This window comes from Sphingomonas hylomeconis (genome assembly GCF_025370105.1).
Classification (GTDB): domain Bacteria; phylum Pseudomonadota; class Alphaproteobacteria; order Sphingomonadales; family Sphingomonadaceae; genus Sphingomonas; species Sphingomonas hylomeconis.
The window spans coordinates 452,199-470,943 of the sequence record NZ_JANQBK010000003.1; the positions used below are offsets into that span (position 1 = coordinate 452,199).

The window sequence follows — 18,745 nt, forward strand, 5'->3', positions numbered from 1 at the left end:
GCGACACCGGCCGCATCGCCCTCACCCTCCCACTTGGCTGCGCCAAGCGGGCCCCTCCCTCTCCCGATGGGAGAGGGGTAAAGGAGGCTGCATGACCGACACGCGCACCGAAACCGATTCGTTCGGCCCCATCGCCGTCCCCGCCACTGCCTATTGGGGTGCGCAGACCCAGCGTTCGATCGAGAATTTCCCGTTCGGCGAGCGGGAACGGATGCCGCTCGGCATCGTCCACGCCCAGGCGATCGTGAAGCAGGCGGCGGCGCGGGTGAACCGCAAGCATGGCCTGGCCGGCGAGATCGTCGACGCGATCGAGGCCGCGGCGGGCGAGATAACGAGCGGCAAGCTCGACGATCAGTTCCCGCTGGTCATCTGGCAGACCGGCTCGGGCACCCAGACCAACATGAACGTCAACGAGGTCATCGCCGGCGTCGCGAACGAATCGCTCACCGGCACGCGCGGCGGCAAGGCACCCGTCCACCCCAACGACCACGTCAATATGAGCCAGTCGTCCAACGACAGCTTCCCGACCGCTTTGCACGTCGCGGCGGTGCTGGCGACCGAGCAGGCGCTGCTCCCCGCGCTCGACCGGCTGGAAACGGCGTTGTCCGCCAAGGCGGCGAGCTGGGCGGATATCGTCAAGATCGGCCGCACGCACACGCAGGATGCCACGCCGATCACGCTCGGGCAGGAATTCGGCGGCTATACCGCGCAGATTGCGAGCTGCCGCCGCCGCATCCTCGCTGCCATGAACGGCGATCTGCGCCAGCTGGCGATCGGCGGCACCGCGGTCGGCACCGGGTTGAACGCGCCGTCGGGCTGGGCGGAGGACATGACCGCCGCGATCAGCGACATCGCCGGCACAAAGTTCGAAAGCGCGCCGAACAAGTTCGAGCAGCTCGCGGCCAAGGATGGCCTGGTATTTTTCCACGGCGCGCTCACCACGCTGGCGGTGGCGCTAACCAAGATCGCCAACGACATCCGCTTCCTCGGCTCCGGCCCGCGCTCGGGGCTGGGCGAGCTGTCGCTACCCGAGAACGAGCCGGGCAGCTCGATCATGCCGGGCAAGGTCAACCCGACGCAGTGCGAGAGCCTGACGATGGTCGCCGCGCAGGTGATCGGCAATAACGGCGCGGTGACCGCCGGCGGGATGCAGGGGCATTTCGAGCTGAACGTGTTCATGCCGCTGATCGGGGCGAACGTGCTGCGTTCGATCCATCTGCTCAGCGGCGGCATGACGAGTTTCGCCGAGCGCTGCGTCGATGGCATCGCGCCGAACCGCGCGCGGATCGACGAACTCGTCGCGCGCTCGCTGATGCTGGTCACCGCGCTCGCGCCCGCAATCGGCTACGACAATGCCGCCAAGATCGCCAAGCACGCGCATGCCGAAGGGCTCACGCTGAGAGAGGCCGGCCTCGCGCTCGGTCTGGTCGACGAACCCACTTTCGACCGCCTGGTCCGCGCCGAAGACATGGTCTGAGGGGCGACCCAACCCTAATAGCCGCCGTCATCCTGAACTCGATTCAGGATCCACGTCGCCCCTCGGACGATCGGCCATGAGGCACGATGGATCCTGAAACGAGTTCAGGATGACGATTCCGCGGGAAGGTGCCGCGTCTCACCCAGAGCGGCACCGCAGGGGATCGCGGAACAACATCGCCGGTCCCGCTTTATGCCCTCGAACCAGGGAGACGTGACGTGGGTGCAACGACGATAGGCGCGCTGATCGGTGGCGCGATCGATTCGATGAGCGGCGACGACGGTGCGGCGGATGGCGCGATCAAGGGCGCGATCGTCGCCAACGTGCTCAAGATCACGCTCCCGCTGGTCGTCACCTACGCGGTCGGCTGGGCCGTGCTGCGCGGCGCGGCGGAACTCAAGACAGCCGTATTTGGCAGCGACAACACAGACGGAGAACGAGCATGATTCGCGGTATTATCGGTGCATTGGTCGGGCGTGAAATCGATCGCCGTGACGGCAGCGGCGGCGTCAAGGGCGCGGCGATCGGGCTGGTCGCCAGCCGCGTGCTGAGTCGCATGGGGCCGCTCGGCATGGCGCTCGGCGGCGCCTATGTCGCGAAAAAGGCCTATGATCGGCGCCGCAACGCGAAGCGTGGTACGTCCATCTGAGGCAGGCGCGGGCCGGGCGCAAGGCGTCCGGCGCGCACGATTCTCCTGCCGCGACTTGACGCGGCGGGCGTCGCCACGCCACTAGCGCGCATGCCGACGCCCGAAACGCCCCAAAACGCTGACGACCCCCACGGCTTCAAGCGCCGCGGCATGATGTTCGTGCTGTCCTCGCCGTCGGGCGCGGGCAAGTCGACGATCGCCGGCAAATTGCTCGAATCCAATCCCGAGCTGCAGGTCTCGGTCTCCTATACGACGCGTCCGATCCGCCCCGGCGAGGTAGACGGCGTGCACTACCATTTCACCGATCTCGAGACGTTTCGCGCGATGGTCGCGAACCACGAATTTCTCGAATGGGCGCATGTCTTCGATCATCGCTACGGCACGCCGAAGGCACAGGTGTGGCACGCGCTCGAACAAGGGCACGACATCCTGTTCGACATCGACTGGCAGGGCGCGCAGCAATTGCACCAGCTGGCCGGTGGCGACGTGGTCCGCGTGTTCATCCTGCCGCCGTCGATGCCGATCCTGCGCGACCGGCTGATCGGCCGCCGCACCGATTCGATCGAGGTGATCAACGCGCGCATGGATCGCGCCGCGAACGAAGTCAGCCATTGGGATGGCTATGATTACGTGCTGGTCAACGACGATGTCGAAACCTGCTTCGACTGCGTCAAGACGATCCTCGCTGCGGAACGGCTGAAACGCTCGCGCCAGACCGGCATCATCGGCTTCATCCGTAAGCTGCTGCGCTAATTCACCCCCGTCATCCTGACGAACGTCAGGATCCATCGCGCCTCACGTTCGATCGCCCGAGCGGCGAAATGGATCCTGAATCAAGTTCAGGATGACGGCAGCGGGGAAGGGCGTCCGCCCCTAGCCCAGCAGCGCCAGAAACCCCGCCCCGCCGAAAAAGTCTCGCCGCCGCGCCTCCAGCGCCGCCAGCGACACCTCGTCGCGGCCCCATTGCTCGGTCTGCCAGTCCTCGTCCGCCTCGACCGCGCGCCACGCCGTCTCGGCATCCACCGCGCGCTCGAGTAGGGCCAGCCCGGCGACCAGCGATCCGCCGATCGTCACCACCGGCGACAGGCCGGCCAGCTCCCATGCCGATCGCGCCGCGATCGCGTCGCTCAGCCGCGCGATCGTCGCCGCCGGCTGCGCGCGGTGCATCACCCCGGCGATCACCTCGACATGCACGTCATAGCGGCGCCGCGCCCAGGCGAGCAGCGGATCCCATAATTCGGCCTGGCGCGCGACCAAGGCCGGCGGCGCGTCGGCGCGGTAGCACAGCAGATCGGTCTCGCCGAACCGCGCCAGCGTGGCGGCGAAGCGCGCCTGATCCTGCGGCACACGCTCGATCGCGGCATTGGCCAGGCCTGTCAGCGGCATCGTGCGCGGATCGATCTCCCCTTCTACCGCGCGCCATTCGTCCGCCACCGCCTCGGCCAGCGCGGGATAGGGAATCGCCAGCGGCAGGCGCCCCGGCGTGCGCACCGGCCGGCCGTCGAGCGTCACCACCCCCGCGGCATCCACGCCGACCGCGCTCCAGAATCGTTTCATGCCGTCACGCCTCGGGCGGGGTGCGCCAGCGGCGCGCCAGCGCGCGCGGCACCACCGCGATGAACAGCATCGCCGCCAGCACCAGCGCCAGCCCGATCAGCTTCTGCTCCATCGCCACCGCGCGCCCGATCAGCACCAGCCCGAGCAACGCGCCGGCCACGCCGAGCAGCCGGCTGCCGGTCATCAGGAAATAGCGGTTCCGCGCCTGGTCCGGCTCGCTCATCTCACGGCTCCATCTGCGCGGGCAGATCGGCGACGTCCTCGGCCACGGCATGCGCGCCCGCTGCGCGCAGTTCGTCGGCCGGATGATAGCCCCAGGCGACGCCCAGCGCCCGCGCGCCCGCGGCCCGCGCCATCAGCATGTCGTAGCTCGTATCGCCGATCATCACCGTCGTCGCCGGCACCGCGCCGGCCTCGGCCATCGCCGTCTCGATCATCGACGGGTGCGGCTTGGACGGGTGGCGGTCGGCGGTCTGCAGCGTCACGAAGCGCGCGGTGATATTGTGCACGTCGAGCACGTGCGCCAGACCGCGATCGGACTTGCCCGTCGCCACGCCGAACAGCCAGCCGTCCGCCGCCAGCGCATCGAGCGCCGCGATCATGCCGTCGAACAGCGGCTCGTCGGTCATCGTGCCGCTCTCGCGCATGCGGCGGAACGCGGCCTTGTAATCCTCGGCCAGCGCGTGGTGCTGCGCCTCCTCGGCATCGGGCAGCAGCCCGCGCATCGCCTCAACCAGGCTCAGCCCCACGATCCGCCGGATCGCCGGTCGCACCGGCGGCGCCAGCCCATGCAGCGCGAACGCCGTCTCCATCGCCTGGCAGATGTTCGCCTGGCTATCGACCAACGTGCCGTCGCAATCGAACAGGGCGAGCTTGTTCATGGCGCCCACCTCATGAACCGCCGACCACCCCGGCGAACGCCGGGGCCCAGTCGCGAAGGTTGCCGTAACGACGCGCAACGCACGATCTCAGCCGTTCCGCCCCTGGGCCCCGGCGTCCGCCGGGGTGGTGCCCCCTGTCGCGCATCAATATTGCGTCCGCGGCCGGGACTTGGGGGCAGGCTTCGCCCCGGGCGTCTTCGGTTTGGGCTTGGGTTTCGCCTTGAGCGGCGGCTTCGCCCCCGGCCGCGCCGCCGCTTCGGTGCCGCGGTTGCGCCGCTCGCCCTTGCGATCCTTGCGCACGTTCTTGGCGTGCTGCTTGGCCTGCTGCTTCTTCACCGCCTTGGAGGGCGGCGGGGGCGTGTCGAGCGGCATCATGTTGCCGAGCATCTCGTCGAAGCCGAGATGCTTGAGGCTCTCGGCGAAATGCGTCGGCAGTTCGGCCTGCACGTCGATCTCGCCGCCATCGGGATGATCGATGCGCAGCCGCCGCGCGTGCAGATGCATTTTCCGCGAGATGCCGCCGGTCAGGAACGCCGCCTGGCCGCCATATTTGCCATCGCCGACGATCGGATGGCCGATCGCCGCCATATGCACGCGCAACTGGTGCGTCCGCCCGGTATGCGGGATCAGCTCGACCCAGGCGGTATTGTTGCCGGCGCGCTCGATCACGCGGTAGCGCGTGCGGGCAGGGGAGCCTTCCGCTTCGTCGACATGCATCTTCTCGCCGCCGCTGCCCGGCTGCTTGCCGATCGGCAGGTCGATCGTGCCGTCCTCGATCGAGGGCACGCCGACGATCAGCGCCCAATAGATCTTCTTGGCGGTGCGCGACGAGAAGGCCTTGGCGAAATAGCCCGCCGCGCGCGTCGTGCGCGCGATCAGCAGCACGCCCGACGTGTCCTTGTCGAGCCGGTGGACCAGCTTCGGCCGGCTTTCGCCGTCGAACTGGATGCCGTCGAGCAAGGCATCGACATGCTCGATCGTCTTGGTCCCGCCCTGCGTTGCCAGGCCCGGCGGCTTGTTGAGCACGATGCCCTGCTTGTCGCGGTGGATCACCAGTTCCTGGATGAACTTGGTCTGCTCCGGGCTCAGCTCGGGCCGGTCGCGCTTCTTGGGCGCGCCGGGCATGTCGGGGCGGGCAGCTTCCTCCGGCGGCACGCGGATCTGCTGGCCGGCGACGATCCGGTCGCCCGGCGTGCTGCGCGCGCCATCGACGCGCAGCTGCCCGCTGCGCGCCCACATCGCGACGGTGGTGAAGCTGGTATCCGGCAGATGACGCTTGAACCAGCGATCCAGCCGGATCCCGTCATCGTCGAAGCCGACATTGAAGGTGCGGAAATCGGAATCGCTCATGCGACAGCCCTTGTCAGTTGCAGGCCGGCGAACAGAGCGGCGACCGACCCGATCACCGAAACCAGAATATAGAGGGCCGCAAGGCCCAGATCGCCACGCTGCAGCATCGTTACCGTGTCGAGCGAGAAGGCGGAGAAGGTGGTGAACCCGCCGAGCACGCCGACGCCGAGCAGCAGCCGCCAGTTTTCCTGCGACGCAGTCGCGCGCGCGAGCATGCCGACCAGCACGCCCATCAGCAGCCCGCCGAGCAGGTTCACCGCCAGCGTGCCCCAGGGAAAGCCCGGCCCGAACGCGGCGGTGGTCGCCCGCCCGGTCAGAAAACGCGCGCCGGCACCGACTGCGCCGCCGGCCATAACGAGAAACAGGGAATACATGCGCGCCGCACTAGCGCGAATGGCGCCGAAATAGAACTGCCTCATTGGCACTACCTTCCCTACCACCACCCCGGCGAACGCCGGGGCCCAGTCGGGAAACAGAAGTTGGCGGGCGCTGCGAGACGTTAGCGCGGCCATCGCGACTGGGCCCCGGCGTCCGCCGGGGTGGTAACCAAGAGGTAGCGAAGCCGCTTACGACCCCTTGTTCGCCACGATATCCACGTCCGTCCCGCCATCGCCGCGGCTGGTCAGGAACACCGCGAACGCCGCATCGTCGCGCTTGCGCGTGCCGCCCAGCACATGCTCGCCGCCATCCGCCTGATGCTCGGCCGCATAGCCGGCGTTGGTCGTCCTGGTATAATAATAATCGAGCACCTTCTGCAGCGGCGCGGACGTGGCGAAGCTCACCGCGCGCAGCGAACAGCCGCCCTCGTCATTGCCGGCGGCTTCCGAGACGCGCGCATCGGGATAGAGCGGCAGGTCGGCCGGCAGGCGCTGCGCCCAGCGCGACGAATAGCGCACCTTGGCCGCGCAGGCGGCACCATCCTTCTGCCGTGCCGCCAGCGCGCCCAGCGTCAGCGATTCGCGCGCCGCCGTGCAGCCGGGGCAGTTTGCGCCCGGCGCCGGCGTCGGCTTGAGCGTCTCGGAGGTGGTCGCGCCGCCGATCGCGCCGCCGTTGCGGCCCGCGGCGATGCCGTCCGGCGGCACCGCGCCGGAATAAGGTTGCGCCGGCGGGCGGATGGCGTCGCGATTGGCCTGCGCGGCGAGCGTCGGATCGACCATGATCTGGTCCTGCAGCGCGCTCATCAGCGCCGGATCGCGCACGTTGCCGGTGGCATTGCCGTCGATCAGCTCATTGTCGAGCGTATCGAGATTGCGCGCATCCGGCTGCGGCCCGCACGCCGTCAGCGCAATCGGCAGGATAAGGGCAAGACCCCAAGGCGCATAACGAACCATCGACAACTCCATCATCACGCCGCCGACGATGCCCGAAACCGGTTAAGATCGCGTTTGCCGGGTGCGGGGCCCGCCGGCGGCAATCACGCTGCCAAGCGTGCTACTTGCATAAAACGCCTTGTGCCGCCATGTTGGCGGCATGTTGAACATCCTCTCGATCCTGATCGGCCTCGTCGTCCTGCTCTTCGCCGTGGTCGGCTTCGTGCCGCTGCTCGGCTGGCTCAACTGGTTCATCATCCCGCTCGGCATCGTCGGTGCCGCGCTCGGCGCGCTGTCGTCGAGCAAGTCGGGGCGCAACCTGAACATCCTGCTGATCATCATCTGCGCGCTGCGCCTGTCGCTCGGCGGCGGCCTGCTCTGATCCTCTGAACGGCCGGGCACGAAAAAGCCCGGCGATTGCGCGCCGGGCTTCGTCTGCGATCGCGGTCGGGCGCCGGGCCCGCGCGCTCAGGCGTTGAGCGTGTGGGTCAGCGTGACTTCCGCGTTGAACAGCTTGGACACCGGGCAATTGGCCTTGGCGTCGGCGGCGATCTCTTCGAACTGCGCCACATCGATCCCGGCCACCGTCGCCTTCAGGTCGAGCGCCGATTTGGTGATCTTGAAGCCATCGCCATCCTTGTCGAGCGTCACCTTGGCGCTGGTCTCCAGCGTGCCGTCAGTGAACCCCTTGGCCGCCAGCGCGAAGCTCAGCGCCATCGTGAAGCAGCTGGCATGCGCCGCCGCGATCAGCTCTTCCGGGTTGGTGCCCGGCTCGTCACCGAAGCGCGTGTTGAACGCGTAGGGCGTGTCGGACAGCACGCCCGACTGGGTCGAGACGCTGCCCTTGCCGTCCTTGCCCAGGCCTTGATAGGTCGCCGAAGCGGTGCGTGTCGTCATCGCGAAGTCTCCAGATGGTAAAAGGGGCGCAGGCTTGCGCCCACGCCCCGTTTAGATGGTGTTGCGACCGCTTAGCGGCAACGCCGCTTGTTGTTGCTGTTGGTGCGATCGATCTCGCGACCGGCCAGCGCGCCCAATGCCGCGCCACCGAGCGTGCCGACCGTACGGTCGCCGCGCGTGTCGATCGTGCGGCCGAGCAGTGCCCCGCCGACGCCGCCGACGATCAGGCCGGTCGTGCCATTGCTTTTCTTGCAATAGGTCCGGCCGTCCTTGCCGCGCCATTCGCGATACTTTGCGCGCGCCTCGGCCTGGCTGGTCGGGAACGCCATCGTCGCCGGGATGGCAAGCGACACGGCGGTGAGGGCGAGTACGAAAGAACGCATGATAAATTCCCTTGTCTTGAAACTGGTGATTGCAGAACGCGGGCTTTCTAGGTTTCGTTGCATGAACGTAATACAACTTGTCGTTGCGCCACGTTCAGGTCCCGCAAGCGCCGGTATTTCTCCACGCTTTCCACGTTATTCACAGGTCGGGCGATGCATTTTGCCATTGGCGTGCGCGCCGTTCGGTGACACCTTCACACCTGTAGGAAGCAGGTGAGAAAGCCGGAAACGGGTGGAACATCAGCGACTTATGCCGAACCTGACACGCGGCGCCCGCAAGGGATGCCGGTCGACGGGGCGGCGGACGGCCAGGCCGGTGCGCCGGGCGCCACGCGACAGCGCTGCGCGACCGGAAGCAGGGGGCAGGCAGTCCAGACGTCTTTCACGCCTTCGGGCGGGAGGGGCGCGGTCGCAGCATTGCCGGATGACGCAGGGGATCCCCCGGGATCGCCGGACGGATCGGGCGGGCAGGCGGCCGGACGCACGCACGCGTCGGGAAACCGGCCGGGCGGGCTGGCCATCACGGGACGGGTGCCGAACGCCGCAAGGCGCATCGATCCGCCCGCGATGACCGAACACTTGGTGTCGGCCGTTCGCGGCAGCCACCAGGCGTGCCGCCACCATGCGGCCGACGTGGACGGCGTTCCTCCGGGAAGGCCCAGGCGATGGCCCGCAGCCGCGGCGACAGAGGGGTCGGCAGCAATGCCGGCCCCTTTTCTGTTTGGGTGGCCGCGCAATAGGTACGCTTGTGGTAGCGCTGTCCCCGGCGAAGGCCGGGGCCCGGTAGCGAAGGTAGATGGAACGGAGCGCAACGCTCGCCAACCGCTGTTCCTCGCCTGCACCCCAGCCTTGGCCGGGGAAGCGCTAAAGTGAAGGTTGGTGGTGAGCATCCTTCGCCCCCGCGCGATCCTGCGCTAAGCCCCCGCCATGCTGCCCGTCCCCCAGGTCATCCCTGACTTCGCCCCCTGGTTCGATCTCGCCGGGCTCGCCGTGTTCGCCGCCTCGGGCGCGCTCGCCGCGGCGAAGCGCGCGCAGACGATGGTGACGCTCGCTTTCTTCGCGCTGGTCACCGGCGTCGGCGGCGGCACGATGCGCGATCTGCTGATCGGCGCGCCGGTCTTCTGGATCCATGACAGCCGCCCGGCGGCGGTCTGCCTGATCGTCGCCTTCACGATCTGGGCAACGCCGGAGCGCTGGTGGAAGGGCGCCGCGCTCGATTGGTTCGATGCGATCGGCCTTGCCGCCTATGCCGTGTTCGGCGCGGCCAAGGCGCTCAACTACGGCGTGCCGCCAGTCCCGGCGTTCGTGATGGGCGTGGTCACGGGCTGTGTCGGCGGCATCATCCGCGACGTGCTGGCCGGCGAACCCTCGATCCTGATGCGCCCGGAACTGTACGTCACGGCCGCCGCGCTCGCCTCTTTGCTCTACGTCGCGCTGACCTTGCTCGGCCTGCCGCCCGCGCCCGCCGCGGTCATCTCAGCGGCGAGCGGCTTCGCGCTCCGCGCCGCGGCGATTCACTACCGGCTCGGTCTCCCGGCCTATCGCGGTCGGCGTTAGGCGGTCGCCGGCCGCTGTCCGCGCACGATCGCGGCCGCGCCGGCGATCACTGCCGCATCCTCGACGAACCCGGTCGGCGTCTGTCCGTAATCGGGGATCGCCGCCATCCGCGCGCGCCAGCCGGGATAGGAGGCGATCACCGCGGTCACGCCGCCCGCCGCCGCGCCCAGCCAGCGCTGCCGCCGCGGCACCAATGCCGCCCCGGCGATCGCCGAGGTCACGAACCGCGCCGCCAGCCCGACCAGCACGATCCGGTCCGGCGCCGTCTTCTGCTTGTCGCCGGCCATCTCGGCCACCGCCAGCGTCAGCGCGCCGGCCGCCACGATCGGATGGCCGAGCAGCTTGGGCGCGCTGTTGTCCGCGGGCAATTCGTCCCGCGCCGCGGCGATCGCCACCGCCGCCAGCGGCGTCATCGCGCGCTGGCCACCGACCAGCCCCATCAGGATAGACGCAAGCATGAACTTCTCCGCTATAGTTGCGGCTATAACCCCGCGGCGGCAGCTTGGGTCCGTCGCGGCTGGTCCATCCGCCCGGCCGTCACCCGGGGCCAGGTCCGCGGAGACGATCAGCGGACCGCCCGCCGCGTGCGTCGGCGGCTAGACCCGCACCAGCCCCACTTCGCTGAACGGCTTGGGCTCGGTCGGCGGCGTGGTCGAACGGTTGAGCTGGCACTGCCAGAAGCCGACATCGATCCAGCGCCCGTTCTTGTAGCCGACCTCGCGGTACACGCCCTGGCGCCGGAAGCCGGTCGCCTCGTGCAGCCCGATCGAGGCCTCGTTGGGCAGTGCCAGCACGCCGATCGCCTGGGTGAAGCCTTGCGCGCGTAGCGTGTCGATCAGCGCCTCGTACAGCAGCCGCCCGACGCCCTGCCGCTCGACCGTGCCGGTGACGTAGATCGAGGTTTCGACGACATATTTGTACGCCGGCCGGTCGCGGAACTTGCCGGCATAGGCATAGGCCAGCACGCCACCGTCTTCATCGCCATTGGTCGCGACGATCCACGGATACAGGCCGTCGGATGCCGCCATCCGCGCGCGCATCTGCCGCGCATCGGGCGCCTCGGTCTCGAACGAGACGGTGCCGGTGAGCACGAACGGCGCATAGATGGCGGCGATCGCGGCGGCGTCCTCGGGGCGGGCGGGGCGGATCGCGATCACGAGGCGAACTTCGCGAACAGCAGGTCGATCAGCCGCAGGTCGCTCGCCGCAGGCGCCGCCACCGGGCCCATTCCGACGCATTCGAGGCACTTGGCCTGGATCGACGACGACCGCGTCAGCCGCTGCATGTCGCCCAGCGCACGCGCCAGGATCGCCTTGTGGTCGGCGCCGATCCGCGCGAATACGTCGCCGTCGGCATCGTCCTCGTCGTCGCCGCCGCCGCGGAACTGCGTGGCGAGCTTGCCCAGCCAGCCCGGCTCCTTTTCGAGATACACGGCCTGCACCGCATCGGCCTTCAGCCCGGCGCGCTTGGCCGCCTCGGCGATCGCGTCGTCGAGCGTGCCGAACCGGTCGACCAGCCCCAGCTGCCGTGCCGTGCCGCCATCCCAGACCCGGCCCTGCGCGATCTCGTTGACGCGCTCGGGCGTCATCTTGCGCGCCTTGGCGACGCGGCCGATGAACTGCGCATAGCCATGTTCGATCGCCGATTGCAGCAGCCGGTCGGTCTCGGCATTGGTGCCGCCGAGCACGTCGGGCTGGCCCGACAGCGGGGTGGATTTCACGCCGTCGCTGGTCACGCCGATCTTGGCCAGCGTGTTCTCGAACGTCGGGATGATCCCGAAAATGCCGATCGATCCGGTGATCGTGGTCGGCTCGGCGAAGATCGTGTCGCCCGCCGTCGCCACCCAATAGCCACCGGAAGCGGCCAGCGAGCCCATCGAGATGACCACCGGCAGTTTCCGCGCCTTGGCCTCGAGGATCGCGGTGCGGATCTTCTCCGAGGCAAGCGCCGAGCCGCCCGGCGAATCGATCCGCACGACCAGTGCCTTCAGGTTCTTCTTGGCCAGCCCGTCGAGCAACGCCTTGGAGATCGTGTCGCCGCCCGCGCTGCCCGGCCCGGCCTTGCCGTCCGTGATGTCGCCCGCGACGGTCAGCACGCCGATCTGGTCGCCGCTGCTGCGCAGCGGGTTGGCGGCAAGATAGGCGTCATAGTTGATCGTGTTGAAATTGCCCGCCGGTTTCTTGGCATCGGTGCCCGCCAGCTGGCCGACGCGCTTGTCGAAATCGATCCGCTCGGCGAGCTTGTCGACGATGCCTGCCTGCAGATTGGCCTTGGCGATGTCGCCCCCGGCACCCGCGATCACCGCGTCGGGCGCATCGAGCATCGGCTGGAACTGGGCTTTCGGCCGTGCCTTGGCGATCTGCGCCTTCCACTGGTCGAAGATCACGCTTTGCAGTGCGCCGGCCGCCTGCTTTGCCTCGGGCGACTGGTCGGCGCGGGTATAGGGTTCGACGAACGACTTGTACTTGCCGACGCGGTAGATGTGCGCGTTGACGCCCAGCCGGTCGATCAGGCCCTTGTAATAGAGTTGCGACCCGCCCGGCCCGGTGAACAGCGTGCCGCCCATCGGGTTCATCCAGATCTCGCTGGCATTGGCGGCGAGGCGATAGCCGCTGTCGGTATAGGCGGTGGCATAGGCCAGCACCGGCTTGCCGCCCTTGCCATCGGCGCCGTCGCGCACCGCGCGGATCGCGTCGGCCACTTCGGTCAGCGCGGCGGGATAGCCGCCGGCGAAGCTGCCGAGATCGAGCACCACCACCTTGACGCGATCATCGGTGCGCGCCTTGTCCAGCAGGCGCACCACGTCGCGCAGCCGGTATTCGCGCACCGGCGCGCGGCCGCCCAGCGACGCGAACGGATCGACCTCGCTCGGCTGCTCGACGATCTGGCCCTTGAGATCGAGCACCAGCGCGCCGTCCTTGATCGTCGTCGGGCTCGGCCGCGCGGCGAGGACGGCAAACAGCATCCCGAAGAACAGCAGCATGGCGGCGAGGACGAGCGCGTCCTTGATGCCGACGAGAATCTTCCACGCGCCCCGAACGAGTTTCACAGACAGTCTCCTCCGCAGCCGCCGCGGGGGGCTGCTTGTCGCTGCGAGCCTTACCGTGCCGTGTGTGGTTCGGGCAATACGCCTTGTAGGGGCTTGTGGCTCACACCCGCCGTCATCCTGAACGCACTCCCTCACACCCGCCGTCATCCTGAACTCGTTTCAGGATCCATCGTGCCGCATGCCCGAACGGCCGTGGTGCGCGGCCACCGTGCCATAGGCCCCAGGGGGGCGCGCACCGTCAGCGCCGGAGCCTGTTGCGCGATGGATCCTGAATCAAGTTCAGGATGACGGAAGTGGGGGGAGGGCGCGTCGCCGCACGTGACGAATCCCGCATCCCCCGCTAGACACCCGCCACCCATGGATCACCCGCTCGCCACGCCCGCCCTGACCGGCCCGCCGCCCGCCACCGCGCGGGGGGAATTGCGTGCGCTGCTGCTCCTCGCCACGCCGCTCGCCGCCGCCAATCTGCTGCAGATGGCGGTCTATGCGATCGACGTGATCTTCGTCGCGCGGCTGGGTGCGGTCGAGCTCGCCGCGGCGACGCTTGGCGTCTATCTCTATTCCGTCACGATGTGGGCGCTGGTCGGGCTGGTCGGCGCGTGCGCGCCGGTGATCGCCGCGGAGCTCGGCGCCAGGCGTCATGCCGTGCGGCAGGTGCGGCGCTCGTTCCGCATGGCGATGTGGTTGTCGGTGGTCGCCTGCCTGCCGTTCATCCTGTTGCTGTCGCAGGGCGAACGGCTGTTGTTGCTGGCCGAACAGGATCCGGTCGTCGCGGCGCAGGCCGGGCATTTCCTGCGCATCCTGCTGCTGGCGATGATCCCCGCGGTGGCGAGCAGCGCGATGCGCGTCACCGCCGCGGCGCTGGGCCGGCCGGGCTGGGCGACGGCGATCACCGCGTTCGCGCTGGCGGTCAATCTCGTCGGCAATTGGCTGCTGGTGTTCGGCAATCTCGGCTTCCCCGCTTTGGGGCTCACCGGCTCGGCGATCTCCAGCGTGATAACCAGCGTCGCGATGCTGCTCGCTTATGCCGCGATCCTGGTGTTCGATCCGAAGATTCGCCGCTACCGCCTGTTCGGCAATTGGTGGCGCACCGAATGGAGCCGCTTCCGCGAGATCGTCAAATTGGGCGTGCCGATCGCGCTGATCTTCACGCTGGAAGGCGCGTTGTTCAGCGCCGCCGGGCTGCTGATGGGGCTGATCGGCGTGGGCGAGGTCGGCGCGCACGCCATCGCTTTGCAGATTGCGGCGATCGCCTTCCAGGTGCCGTTCGGCGTCGCGCAGGCGGCCACGATCCGCGTCGGCATGGCCTATGGCGCGGGCGACGTGCGCTGGATCGCCCGCGCCGGCTGGGTCGCGCTCGGCGTCGGGATCGGCTTCATGGTGCTCACCGCGTCGCTGCTCTGGGCCTTCCCGCGGTTGTTCATCAGCCTGTATGTCGATGTCGATGCGCCGAAGAACGCCGCCATGGTCGCGCTGGCGCTGCAATATCTCGTCATCGCCGCTCTGTTCCAGCTGTTCGACGGCGGGCAGACGGTCGCCGCCGGCGTGCTGCGCGGGCTGCAGGACACGCGCATGCCGATGGTCATCGCCGCGTTCGGCTATTGGGTGGTCGGCTTCGGCACCGCGATCTGGCTCGGCTTCGGGCTCGACTGGCAGGGCGTGGGCATCTGGCTCGGTCTGGCGGCCGGGCTGGCGGTCGTCTCGGCGCTGCTGGTGTGGCGCTGGGCAATGCGCGCGCGGCTCGGCCTGCTGCCAACCCTCTCCCGCTAAGGGCGGTCTCGCTGAAATACGGACGATGAAGGCGCTAGGTCGTGCTTACGAGGCGCCGTAAAGTTCGCCATCCCCGTCGAGTATGAACAACCGCCCGGCATAATCGCGGATCACGGCTATTGGCCGCCCGATGGCGCCTGTGGTCGGGGCGAAATCGGCGGTGCGGTTTTCCATCTCATTGGCGCGATGAAGGACGCCGTCGGACAGGAACGACGCGGGAAAGGCGAAGATTTTGCCTCCCTCGTCCGTCACCAGGACCTTGTTTGCGAGGCTCGCGATCGAGCCCGTATAAAGTGCGCCGCCTGTCAGGCCTTTGCCGGCGAAAAAGCCGTCGCCATGGCTGTAAGTGAGCGATGGTCCGATGATGGCGGGCGGCGGATTGGCGACGCGTTCGTACGTGCCTTCGCGATACGGCCAGCCGAAATCGATCGGTCGGGCATTCTGATTGAAATAACTGATCTCTTCCTGTTGGTCGGTTCCTCGATCCAGCAAGAAGCTGAGGCCCTGAAAGCCGCCGCCGCCTGCAGGGGCATGTACTCCGTCGCCGAAGCGTTCCGCGCCGACGCAATAGGTGAACAGGGAGGCGCCGCAGTAGGGATCGACCTGAATGCGGAAGAATTTGCCATAGCCCGAACCCGCTTCTTGCGCGAGGTCGCCGGCCGGATCGCCAAGCGCAGCGAACACGAAACCGTCTCCGCCGACAAAAAAAGCGCCGCGTGGCGATGAGGTGGACGGCGCTGCGAGCGTTTGCTCGACCGTATATTGTTGGGGTGAATCGGGCAGGAGAACCGATCGGACGATGACACCGCGGCCGGCAATGTCGAGCATCGCGACGCCATAGCCATTGCTGTAGGTGACCGCGAGGACGCGGCCGGTTTCGCCGCTTGAAAACACGTTGCCGGCATTGCCTATCGCGCCGGTAACGGCCTCGACCGTACGCACGGTGCCGTCCTGCGATACGATCAGAAGCCCGCTTGTTCGGGTGCGCGGCGCGATCACTGCATCGGTCCCGAACCCACTGGCGACGCGCGTCAGGTTCACGCCTTCGTGATCGTTGCTGATCTTGATGCTCAAGTTCAGCGCGGCCGTACCGCCTTTGCCATCGGTCGCGGCCAGCGTCACGTCGTAGCTATTGTCGGTATTCATGTCCGTGGGACGATCGAAATTGGGCGGCGAAGCAAATGCCAGCGTGCCGCCTGTCATCGTGAAGGCGGCCGCGTCAGCGCCGCCAGAGATGGTGATCGTCACGGTATCGTTGTCGGCATCGGTAGCCGCAGGCGTGTAGGCCGTGCCGGTGCTATTCTCGATGACGGAGGCGGTGGTGGCCGACGTGAAAACCGGCGCGCGATTGGTCGGGGTCGGCGTCGGCGTCGAGCCGTCACCACCACCACAGGATGCTGTAAACAGGAGAACACCGATTGCCAGTGGCGAGGCACTGGTCCTCCGGATCGTCGCGACGCTCACCATGATTTCTCCCCCGAATGGTCTTAGTTCCATGCGGTCATGTGTCGCGCAAGCGTATTTCAACTGATGACAAGCACTTGTCGCCGTCTTTGCATATCGGCGTCACATTCTTGACCCCGAACCATGGTCGTGACGGTTCGTCAGCGTCCCTGCTTTTAGCGCGCATTTGGGAAAGCAGGGTGGGTGATTGGGCCGCCGAGAGGTTGACGTTTGCGGGTCCAAAGCACATATGCGTCGTGCTGGCACTCACCCCGGGTGAGTGCTAACAAGCATTCACGTATTCAACCAAAGAAGGATTGGCACGCATGAGCTTTCGTCCGTTGCATGACCGCGTCCTCGTCCGCCGCGTAGAGGCAGAAGAGAAGACCGCCGGCGGGATCATCATTCCCGAGACCGCCAAGGAAAAGCCGCAGGAAGGCGAAGTCGTCTCCGTCGGCACCGGCGCCCGCAACGAAGCCGGTGAGATTCACCCGCTCGAGGTCAAGGCCGGCGACAAGATCCTGTTCGGCAAATGGTCGGGCACCGAGGTCAAGATCGACGGTGAAGACCTGCTGATCATGAAGGAATCCGACATCCTCGGGATCGTCGGCTGATTTCCCGTCCCGCATTCTTCCGCGCACACGCGCGTGGAGCGTGCGACTTTCGTGACTTTTGACATAAGAAAGGTTCAGCCACATGGCAGCCAAGGACGTAAAATTTTCGCGTGACGCACGCGAGCGCATTCTGCGCGGCGTGGATATCCTCGCCGACGCGGTGAAGGTCACGCTGGGGCCGAAGGGCCGCAACGTCGTGATCGACAAGAGCTATGGTGCCCCGCGCATCACCAAGGACGGCGTCACCGTCGCCAAGGAAATCGAGCTTAAGGACAAGTTCGAGAACATGGGCGCGCAGATGCTGCGCGAAGTCGCCTCGAAGACCAACGACATTGCCGGCGACGGCACGACCACCGCGACCGTTCTGGCGCAGGCGATCGTCCGCGAAGGCATGAAGTCGGTCTCGGCCGGCATGAACCCGATGGATCTGAAGCGCGGCATCGATCTCGCCGTGGTCAAGGTCGTCGAGGACATCAAGGCGCGCTCGAAGCCGGTTGCCGGCTCCAAGGAAGTTGCCCAGGTCGGCATCATCTCGGCCAATGGCGACACCGTCGTCGGCGAGAAGATCGCTGAGGCGATGGAGCGCGTCGGCAAGGAAGGCGTGATCACCGTCGAGGAAGCCAAGGGTCTCGAATTCGAGCTCGACGTCGTCGAAGGCATGCAGTTCGATCGCGGCTATCTCTCGCCGTATTTCGTCACCAACCCCGAGAAGATGTCGGTCGAGCTGCAGGATCCGTACATCCTGATCCACGAGAAGAAGCTCAGCAACCTGCAGGCGATGCTCCCGATCCTGGAAGCCGTCGTCCAGTCGGGTCGCCCGCTGCTGATCATCGCCGAGGACATCGAGGGTGAGGCACTCGCCACGCTCGTCGTCAACAAGCTGCGCGGCGGCCTCAAGGTCGCAGCGGTCAAGGCACCGGGCTTCGGCGATCGTCGCAAGGCGATGCTGGAAGACATCGCGATCCTGACCAAGGGCGAGATGATCTCGGAAGACCTCGGCATCAAGCTCGAGTCGGTCACGCTCGGCATGCTCGGCACCGCCAAGCGCGTCACGATCGACAAGGACAACACCACCATCGTCGATGGTGCTGGTGATCACGAGTCGATCAAGGGCCGCACCGATGCGATCCGTCAGCAGATCGAGAACACGACGAGCGACTACGACAAGGAAAAGCTGCAGGAGCGTCTGGCCAAGCTCGCCGGCGGTGTCGCAGTGATCAAGGTCGGCGGGTCGACCGAAGTGGAAGTCAAGGAGCGCAAGGATCGCGTCGACGACGCGCTGCACGCAACCCGCGCAGCGGTCGAAGAAGGCATCGTCCCCGGCGGCGGTACCGCGCTGCTGTACGCAACCAAGTGCCTCGAAGGCATGAAGGGCGCGAACGACGACCAGACCCGCGGCATCGATATCGTCCGCAAGGCGCTCTATGCGCCGGTCCGCCAGATCGCGCAGAATGCCGGTCATGACGGTGCGGTGATTTCGGGCAAGCTGCTCGAGGGCGGCGACGCGAACCTGGGCTTCAACGCGCAGACCGACGTCTACGAGAACCTGGTCGAAGCCGGCGTGATCGATCCGACCAAGGTCGTCCGCACGGCGCTGCAGGATGCGGCCTCGGTCGCCGGCCTGCTGATCACCACCGAAGCGGCGATCTCGGAGCTGCCGGAAGACAAGCCGGCAATGCCGATGGGCGGCGGCGGCGGCATGGGCGGCATGGGCGGCATGGACTTCTGATCGAGAACGGCCTGCGCTGAGCCCGCTTGGCGCAGGCCTCGTTCCGATCCGGCCGGCGGGCTGGCGGCAACGCCGTCAG

The 18,745-nt window shown here is 67.5% G+C and carries 21 protein-coding genes; 9 read left to right on the forward strand and 12 right to left on the reverse strand.

The window, feature by feature from the left end:
• Positions 1 to 91 precede the first annotated feature (91 nt).
• From fumC to gmk, 4 genes are all read left to right on the forward strand, one after another.
• Positions 92 to 1,477: a class II fumarate hydratase gene (gene fumC, locus NV401_RS05900; protein WP_261293461.1), complete on the forward strand. Its 1,386-nt coding sequence runs from the start codon at positions 92 to 94 to the stop codon at positions 1,475 to 1,477.
• A gap of 218 nt (positions 1,478 to 1,695) precedes the next feature.
• The gene (locus NV401_RS05905) at positions 1,696 to 1,923 is read left to right on the forward strand and encodes a hypothetical protein (RefSeq protein WP_261293462.1); all 228 of its coding nucleotides are present in this window, start codon (positions 1,696 to 1,698) and stop codon (positions 1,921 to 1,923) included.
• Entirely contained in the window at positions 1,920 to 2,126 is a 207-nt protein-coding gene (locus NV401_RS05910; RefSeq protein WP_261293463.1) for a hypothetical protein, read from the forward strand. The genes NV401_RS05905 and NV401_RS05910 overlap by 4 nt, the downstream gene beginning before the upstream one ends.
• Before the next feature lie 150 nt (positions 2,127 to 2,276).
• On the forward strand, positions 2,277 to 2,879 hold the full coding sequence (gmk, locus tag NV401_RS05915; protein WP_261293464.1) for a guanylate kinase: 603 nt from the start codon (positions 2,277 to 2,279) through the stop codon (positions 2,877 to 2,879).
• Positions 2,880 to 2,999: 120 nt separating this feature from the next.
• On the opposite strand, the gene NV401_RS05920 is transcribed toward gmk, so the two are convergent.
• The 6 genes from NV401_RS05920 to NV401_RS05945 all read right to left on the reverse strand — a co-directional run bounded on the left by NV401_RS05920 (position 3,000) and on the right by NV401_RS05945 (position 7,245).
• Entirely contained in the window at positions 3,000 to 3,683 is a 684-nt protein-coding gene (locus NV401_RS05920) for an ATP12 family chaperone protein (protein WP_261293465.1), read from the reverse strand.
• 4 nt (positions 3,684 to 3,687) lie between these two features.
• Positions 3,688 to 3,906: a hypothetical protein gene (locus tag NV401_RS05925; protein ID WP_261293466.1), complete on the reverse strand. Its 219-nt coding sequence runs from the start codon at positions 3,904 to 3,906 to the stop codon at positions 3,688 to 3,690.
• Position 3,907: 1 nt separating this feature from the next.
• Positions 3,908 to 4,564, reverse strand: a complete 657-nt coding sequence (locus NV401_RS05930) for an HAD-IA family hydrolase (protein WP_261293467.1) — start codon at positions 4,562 to 4,564, stop codon at positions 3,908 to 3,910.
• Positions 4,565 to 4,708: 144 nt separating this feature from the next.
• Complete coding sequence (locus NV401_RS05935; protein WP_261293468.1) at positions 4,709 to 5,914, reverse strand: RluA family pseudouridine synthase; 1,206 nt, start codon at positions 5,912 to 5,914, stop codon at positions 4,709 to 4,711.
• The gene (crcB, locus tag NV401_RS05940) at positions 5,911 to 6,288 is read right to left on the reverse strand and encodes a fluoride efflux transporter CrcB (RefSeq protein ID WP_261293588.1); all 378 of its coding nucleotides are present in this window, start codon (positions 6,286 to 6,288) and stop codon (positions 5,911 to 5,913) included. The genes NV401_RS05935 and crcB overlap by 4 nt, the downstream gene beginning before the upstream one ends.
• Positions 6,289 to 6,480: 192 nt before the next feature.
• Complete coding sequence (locus tag NV401_RS05945; protein WP_261293469.1) at positions 6,481 to 7,245, reverse strand: hypothetical protein; 765 nt, start codon at positions 7,243 to 7,245, stop codon at positions 6,481 to 6,483.
• A gap of 139 nt (positions 7,246 to 7,384) precedes the next feature.
• Between NV401_RS05945 and NV401_RS05950 the strand changes: the two genes are divergently transcribed.
• Positions 7,385 to 7,606, forward strand: a complete 222-nt coding sequence (locus tag NV401_RS05950) for a hypothetical protein (protein ID WP_261293470.1) — start codon at positions 7,385 to 7,387, stop codon at positions 7,604 to 7,606.
• A gap of 86 nt (positions 7,607 to 7,692) precedes the next feature.
• On the opposite strand, the gene NV401_RS05955 is transcribed toward NV401_RS05950, so the two are convergent.
• Both NV401_RS05955 and NV401_RS05960 read right to left on the reverse strand, forming a co-directional pair.
• Positions 7,693 to 8,121 (reverse strand): OsmC family protein, encoded by a 429-nt coding sequence (locus tag NV401_RS05955; protein ID WP_261293471.1) that lies wholly within the window; start codon positions 8,119 to 8,121, stop codon positions 7,693 to 7,695.
• Between the two features lie 71 nt (positions 8,122 to 8,192).
• On the reverse strand, positions 8,193 to 8,504 hold the full coding sequence (locus NV401_RS05960; RefSeq protein ID WP_261293472.1) for a glycine zipper 2TM domain-containing protein: 312 nt from the start codon (positions 8,502 to 8,504) through the stop codon (positions 8,193 to 8,195).
• Between the two features lie 927 nt (positions 8,505 to 9,431).
• Between NV401_RS05960 and NV401_RS05965 the strand changes: the two genes are divergently transcribed.
• Positions 9,432 to 10,061, forward strand: coding sequence for a trimeric intracellular cation channel family protein (locus NV401_RS05965; RefSeq protein ID WP_261293473.1), 630 nt, complete (start codon positions 9,432 to 9,434; stop codon positions 10,059 to 10,061).
• Here the strand turns inward: NV401_RS05965 and NV401_RS05970 are convergent.
• From NV401_RS05970 to sppA, 3 genes are all read right to left on the reverse strand, one after another.
• On the reverse strand, positions 10,058 to 10,519 hold the full coding sequence (locus tag NV401_RS05970) for a DUF4126 family protein (RefSeq protein WP_261293474.1): 462 nt from the start codon (positions 10,517 to 10,519) through the stop codon (positions 10,058 to 10,060). The two genes, NV401_RS05965 and NV401_RS05970, sit on opposite strands and share 4 nt — an antisense overlap.
• Before the next feature lie 138 nt (positions 10,520 to 10,657).
• Positions 10,658 to 11,218, reverse strand: coding sequence for a GNAT family N-acetyltransferase (locus tag NV401_RS05975; RefSeq protein WP_261293475.1), 561 nt, complete (start codon positions 11,216 to 11,218; stop codon positions 10,658 to 10,660).
• Positions 11,215 to 13,110, reverse strand: coding sequence for a signal peptide peptidase SppA (gene sppA / locus NV401_RS05980; protein ID WP_261293476.1), 1,896 nt, complete (start codon positions 13,108 to 13,110; stop codon positions 11,215 to 11,217). Before sppA ends, NV401_RS05975 begins: the two co-directional genes overlap by 4 nt.
• A gap of 357 nt (positions 13,111 to 13,467) precedes the next feature.
• Here sppA and NV401_RS05985 point away from each other — a divergent pair, with 357 nt between their 5' ends.
• A complete protein-coding gene (locus tag NV401_RS05985; RefSeq protein WP_261293477.1) occupies positions 13,468 to 14,880 on the forward strand; it encodes an MATE family efflux transporter in 1,413 nt (470 codons plus the stop codon).
• Positions 14,881 to 14,925: 45 nt separating this feature from the next.
• Here NV401_RS05985 and NV401_RS05990 read toward each other — a convergent pair whose 3' ends face one another.
• Entirely contained in the window at positions 14,926 to 16,347 is a 1,422-nt protein-coding gene (locus NV401_RS05990) for a hypothetical protein (RefSeq protein WP_261293478.1), read from the reverse strand.
• 302 nt (positions 16,348 to 16,649) lie between these two features.
• Between NV401_RS05990 and groES the strand changes: the two genes are divergently transcribed.
• The gene (gene groES / locus NV401_RS05995) at positions 16,650 to 16,937 is read left to right on the forward strand and encodes a co-chaperone GroES (RefSeq protein ID WP_261293479.1); all 288 of its coding nucleotides are present in this window, start codon (positions 16,650 to 16,652) and stop codon (positions 16,935 to 16,937) included.
• A gap of 82 nt (positions 16,938 to 17,019) precedes the next feature.
• On the forward strand, positions 17,020 to 18,666 hold the full coding sequence (gene groL / locus NV401_RS06000; protein ID WP_261293480.1) for a chaperonin GroEL: 1,647 nt from the start codon (positions 17,020 to 17,022) through the stop codon (positions 18,664 to 18,666).
• Positions 18,667 to 18,745 lie beyond the last annotated feature (79 nt).

Coding starts and splice junctions, on each gene's coding strand:
- fumC (WP_261293461.1), top strand. CDS start 92: ATGACCGACACGCGCACCGAAACCGATTCGTTCGGCCCCATCGCCGTC.
- NV401_RS05910 (WP_261293463.1), top strand. CDS start 1,920: ATGATTCGCGGTATTATCGGTGCATTGGTCGGGCGTGAAATCGATCGC.
- gmk (WP_261293464.1), top strand. CDS start 2,277: ATGATGTTCGTGCTGTCCTCGCCGTCGGGCGCGGGCAAGTCGACGATC.
- NV401_RS05920 (WP_261293465.1), bottom strand. CDS start 3,683: ATGAAACGATTCTGGAGCGCGGTCGGCGTGGATGCCGCGGGGGTGGTG.
- NV401_RS05925 (WP_261293466.1), bottom strand. CDS start 3,906: ATGAGCGAGCCGGACCAGGCGCGGAACCGCTATTTCCTGATGACCGGC.
- NV401_RS05930 (WP_261293467.1), bottom strand. CDS start 4,564: ATGAACAAGCTCGCCCTGTTCGATTGCGACGGCACGTTGGTCGATAGC.
- NV401_RS05935 (WP_261293468.1), bottom strand. CDS start 5,914: ATGAGCGATTCCGATTTCCGCACCTTCAATGTCGGCTTCGACGATGAC.
- crcB (WP_261293588.1), bottom strand. CDS start 6,288: ATGTATTCCCTGTTTCTCGTTATGGCCGGCGGCGCAGTCGGTGCCGGC.
- NV401_RS05945 (WP_261293469.1), bottom strand. CDS start 7,245: ATGGTTCGTTATGCGCCTTGGGGTCTTGCCCTTATCCTGCCGATTGCG.
- NV401_RS05950 (WP_261293470.1), top strand. CDS start 7,385: ATGTTGAACATCCTCTCGATCCTGATCGGCCTCGTCGTCCTGCTCTTC.
- NV401_RS05955 (WP_261293471.1), bottom strand. CDS start 8,121: ATGACGACACGCACCGCTTCGGCGACCTATCAAGGCCTGGGCAAGGAC.
- NV401_RS05960 (WP_261293472.1), bottom strand. CDS start 8,504: ATGCGTTCTTTCGTACTCGCCCTCACCGCCGTGTCGCTTGCCATCCCG.
- NV401_RS05965 (WP_261293473.1), top strand. CDS start 9,432: ATGCTGCCCGTCCCCCAGGTCATCCCTGACTTCGCCCCCTGGTTCGAT.
- NV401_RS05970 (WP_261293474.1), bottom strand. CDS start 10,519: ATGCTTGCGTCTATCCTGATGGGGCTGGTCGGTGGCCAGCGCGCGATG.
- NV401_RS05985 (WP_261293477.1), top strand. CDS start 13,468: ATGGATCACCCGCTCGCCACGCCCGCCCTGACCGGCCCGCCGCCCGCC.
- NV401_RS05990 (WP_261293478.1), bottom strand. CDS start 16,347: ATGGTGAGCGTCGCGACGATCCGGAGGACCAGTGCCTCGCCACTGGCA.
- groES (WP_261293479.1), top strand. CDS start 16,650: ATGAGCTTTCGTCCGTTGCATGACCGCGTCCTCGTCCGCCGCGTAGAG.
- groL (WP_261293480.1), top strand. CDS start 17,020: ATGGCAGCCAAGGACGTAAAATTTTCGCGTGACGCACGCGAGCGCATT.